This window comes from Streptococcus sp. 21.1 (genome assembly GCF_016648635.1).
Classification (GTDB): domain Bacteria; phylum Bacillota; class Bacilli; order Lactobacillales; family Streptococcaceae; genus Streptococcus.
This window is the reverse complement of record NZ_JACLQL010000014.1, coordinates 1-5094: the sequence shown is the minus strand read 5'-3', so window position 1 is coordinate 5094 and position 5094 is coordinate 1. Positions and strand designations below refer to the sequence as shown.

General features: G+C 42.0%; 1 protein-coding gene. It reads right to left on the bottom strand.

Going from position 1 to position 5094, the window contains the following annotated elements:
• On the bottom strand, nucleotides 1–4835 hold a 4835-nt coding region (locus H7U01_RS08935), incomplete at its 3' end, for a Rib/alpha-like domain-containing protein (protein ID WP_201041461.1).
• Nucleotides 4836–5094: the final 259 nt, after the last annotated feature.

The window sequence follows — 5094 nt, the reverse complement described above, 5'->3', positions numbered from 1 at the left end:
GTTGTGTCAACAGGTGTCTTGTACTCGAACTTAGTTCCTTCTGGAAGATCACCAACATTGCCAATTGAATCTTGAGCTTTTGGTGTTTCACCAACATTGACTGTTTGATCTTTTGGTGTTGGTGTGTTCTTATCTGCATCAGTACGAGGATCCACAACCTTAACTGTGACTGGCACTTCATCCTTAGATCCATCTGGGTAGGTTACTACAACTGTTGATGATTTTTCACCTGGTGTTGTTGTATCTACTGGAGTCTTGAATTCAAACTTAGTTCCTTCTGGAAGGTCTCCAACATTGCCAATTGAGTTCTTAGCATCTGGTGTTTCACCAACGTTAACCGTTTGATCCTTAGGTGTTGGTGTGTTCTTATCCGCATCCGTACGTGGATCTACAACTTTGATAGTGACTGGCACTTCATCAATTGAACCATCTGGATAAGTCACAACTACTGTTGTTCCTTTATCGCCCGGAGTTGTTGTATCCACTGGAGTCTTGAATTCGAACTTAGTTCCTTCTGGAAAATCACCTACATTGCCGATTGAATCTTGTGCTTTTGGTGTTTCACCAACATTAACCGTTTGATCCTTAGGTGTTGGTGTGTTCTTATCCGCATCCGTACGTGGATCTACAACCTTGATAGTGACTGGGACTTCATCGATTGAACCATCTGGGTAGGTCACAACGACGGTTGTTCCTTTATCGCCTGGTGTTGTTGTGTCTACTGGTGTCTTGAATTCGAATTTCGTACCACTTGGAAGATCACCAACATTGCCAATTGAGTTCTTAGCATCTGGTGTTTCACCAACGTTAACCGTTTGATCCTTAGGTGTTGGTGTGTTCTTGTCCGCATCTGTGCGTGGATCTTTAACAGTTACCTTAACTGGAACCTCATCCTTAGAACCGTCAGGATAAGTGACAACAACAGTAGCGTCTTTTTCACCAGCTGTTGTTGTATCTACTGGTGTCTTGTACTCAAATGTTGTTCCGCTTGGTAGGTCGGAAACATTGCCAATTGAGTTCTTAGCATCTGGTGTTTCGCCCTTGTTTACTGTTTGATCCTTAGCTGTTGGTGTATTCTTATCGGCATCTGTGCGTGGATCTTTAACAGTTACCTTAACTGGAACTTCGTCCTTAGAACCATCTGGATAAGCAACAACAACTGTTGCGTCTTTTTCACCAACTGTTGTTGTGTCGACTGGTGTCTTGAATTCGAACTTAGTTCCTTCTGGAAGGTCTCCGACGTTGCCGATTGAGTTCTTAGCATCTGGTGTTTCACCAACATTGACCGTTTGGTCTTTAGGAGTTGGCGTGTTTTTGTCTGCGTCAGTTCGTGGATCTACAACCTTGATAGTGACTGGGACTTCATCGATTGAACCATCTGGGTAGGTCACTACAACTGTTGTTCCTTTATCGCCCGGTGTTGTTGTATCCACTGGAGTCTTGAATTCGAACTTAGTTCCTTCTGGAAGATCACCAACATTGCCGATTGAATCTTGTGCTTTTGGTGTTTCACCAACGTTAACCGTTTGATCCTTAGGTGTTGGTGTGTTCTTATCTGCATCCGTACTTGGATCTACAACCTTGATAGTGACTGGCACTTCGTCCTTAGATCCATCTGGATAAGTCACAACGACTGTTGCGTCCTTCTCACCAGCTGTTGTTGTATCTACTGGTGTCTTGTACTCAAAGGTTGTGCCGCTTGGTAGATCTGAAACGTTGCCAATTGAACCTTTGGCATCTGGTGTTTCGCCTACGTTAACGGTTTGATCCTTGGCTGTTGGCGTGTTCTTATCCGCATCCGTACGTGGATCTACGACTGTCACCTTAACTGGGACTTCGTCTTTAGAGCCATCTGGATAAGTCACAACGACTGTTGCGTCCTTCTCACCTGCTGTTGTTGTATCAACTGGTGTCTTGTACTCAAAGGTTGTTCCGCTTGGTAGGTCGGAAACATTGCCGATTGAACCTTTAGCGTCTGGTGTTTCGCCTACGTTAACAGTTTGATCCTTAGCTGTTGGCGTGTTCTTATCCGCATCTGTACGTGGATCTACGACTGTTACCTTAACTGGGACTTCATCCTTAGAGCCATCTGGGTAAGTGACAACAACAGTAGCGTCTTTTTCACCAGCTGTTGTTGTATCTACTGGTGTCTTGTACTCAAATGTTGTGCCGCTTGGTAGATCTGAAACGTTGCCAATTGAACCTTTGGCATCTGGTGTTTCGCCTACGTTAACGGTTTGATCCTTGGCTGTTGGCGTGTTCTTATCCGCATCCGTACGTGGATCTACGACTGTCACCTTAACTGGGACTTCGTCTTTAGAGCCATCTGGATAAGTCACAACGACTGTTGCGTCCTTCTCACCTGCTGTTGTTGTATCAACTGGTGTCTTGTACTCAAAGGTTGTTCCGCTTGGTAGGTCTGAAACATTGCCGATTGAACCTTTAGCGTCTGGTGTTTCGCCTACGTTAACGGTTTGATTTTTTGCAGTTGGTTCATACTTATCAGCATCTGTTTGTTTAGCCTTGATTTCAATTGGGACATTGACTGTTTCAGTTGTTCCATCAGGATATGTCACAAGCATTGGCACATTTACCAAGCCAGGAGTCGCATTGGCAGAAGTCTTACTTGTGATAGCCCCTGTACTTTCATCAACAGAAACAGAGTCAATTCCAGCTGGAAGTGTGCCAGCTTTGAAAGTTGTACCAGAAGGCACAGATACTTCCTTACCTTCGACATCACGTACAAGTGGAATTTGTGGCTGAGTTGTGTCTCCAGCAGTGACTACTGATTTACTGTAAGTCACATCATAAGTTTGATTCTTAGGTGCATTAACAATCAATAGGTTAGTATCAAGGAAGGCATTTGCATATGACCCTTGATGAACCCCTTCGGTATTACCTTTCCAGCTACGTTGGATAGCATTCAAGTTTGGTTTAACACCACGTTCCATCCATTGCTCAAAGAGAAGCATGCCGTTATTTTTCTTGATTTCAGCATTCAATTTCTTAGCCAATTCAACTGAATCAACTGTGTCTTTAATCTTGTAAGAAATTGTATATGAACCAAGTTGCCCTGAGGCTGTACCTAAGATATTTTTGTCGATATAATTACGAACCTTATCAACGTCACTTTGTGATGGGTTAGATTTTGTAGCAATACTAATGGCATCTGTCTTACGTGTATCAAGTTTCCCTGATGCATCCATGACAACCTTAGTTTTTTGAACACCACTTACAGCAGAGCCATCCGCATCAGATTTGTAAATATAAGTTTCATTCAAATCAAGATATGGCAAGAGACTCTTAGGCAATTCTTGTTCAATATAAGGCACAGATTGGAAGGTATTTGAACCTAAGTTCACAACACCCATAGCCGCAGATACTTTCATGGTATAAACCAATTCAATTGAATCTGCCTTACCATCGCTTGTAAAACGTGGAAGTACTTTTAGAGTTGGTTGTGTATTCACACCCTTACCAGGAGTCCCTGTAAAGGCGTTGGTCAAACCATTATCAGACGCAGTTTTCCTAGCGTTATCTGATGCAATAAACCATGAGTTGTCAATACTTTCACGAACCAATTTATTAGGAATTACTTTTCCGTAGTCCTTACCTGTAATCCATGCAGATGAGAATGACAATGGTGTGTTTGCAAGTCCAAGATCGTTTAAGGTCTTGCCATTTTTCAAGGTAATAGTAATTGGGTGGTCATAAGCTGCCCCAATACCACCAGAAGCTACAGTATCATTTTGAATTGGAACAGACCAAACTGAACCATTTTCGTAACTTGTAAATGTTTTTTCCTTACCTTGGTAAGTTGGTTTGATTGTGATTTTTTCAATATTTTCATAGAAGGTTGGATTTTGGAAGTTCAAAATCATATGAGCTCCAAGAGGGAAAGCTTTATCCTTAGCCCATCCACCCGCAAGACGCGTCCATGATGTCCCAGTAAGAGAGATGGTACCATCGTCATTGACTTTATTAAACTCAACACCAGCGTTCTTAACAACGTAAGGAGATTCCTTATCAGTTGTGATACCAGTAGTGTCAAATTTATTAGTAATTGTAAGTGATGAATCACTAGGTTTAATGACACCATTTACAGTACTTGGTGAGACAATTAACTGTTTCGTAGCATTTTTACCAGACGCATCTGTAGCTGTTGCTACGACAGTACCACCTGCTGATGGACGTTTGAAGGTATAAACACCATCTGCCCCGTTAATTGAAACTTCTTGACCATCTACCGTTACCTTAACAGTTGAAGCCGCATCTGTACGAATTGTAACATATTCGTCACCAGCTTCAATTGAAGTTGATACATTCTTAGTAGATGCTTCTGTTGCAGATGTAGATGCTGCAGCAGGAACCGCACGACGTGAACGAACGCGTGGTTTTTCAGCTTCAGAAGAATTACTTGCTTGAGCAGCCTCTGAAGTCGATGCTTGTGCAGTTTCAGAAGTTGGAGCTGCTGATGTGCTTGCCGGTGCTTCTGATGTTGCTGCAGCTTGTGATGTAGCGCTCTCCGTAGTTGTTGCAGGTGCTGTTGACGTCACAGGCGTTGCGACAGTAGCTGGTGCTTCAGCACTTGTTGCAGCTGCTGTACTTGCAACAGGATTTGTCGCTGCGACTGTTCTAGTCTCGACTAAAGACCCCGTCGTTTCACCTGCTTCTGCTACTGGCGTAATCGGTGCAGCTGTCGTTTCAGTGTTTTCATCTGCTTGTGCAGTCCCACCAATCATAATAAGTGTTCCTAGCAATACCGAACAAACCCCGATATTTAATTTGCGAAGAGAAAAGCGACTTTTCTTCTCGTTGAATAAATCTTTACCCATAGTTCTCCATAACAATTGGATCTCTCACCATCCAATTGCCCTTCCTAAAAATTTATTCTAATCCCCTTTCCATTATGTTATCAAAAAAATGTAAATCTTCAAGACAAAATGTCATAATTTTATTATTTTCTTTTTTTATAATCTTTTATAATATAAATATCTACTCACTTAAATTTAGCTATTACAATAGTTTTATAACCCGTTATAAATATTATTTATAAGTTATTTCGTGATTTTAAAAAAGTCTATGAGTTTATTC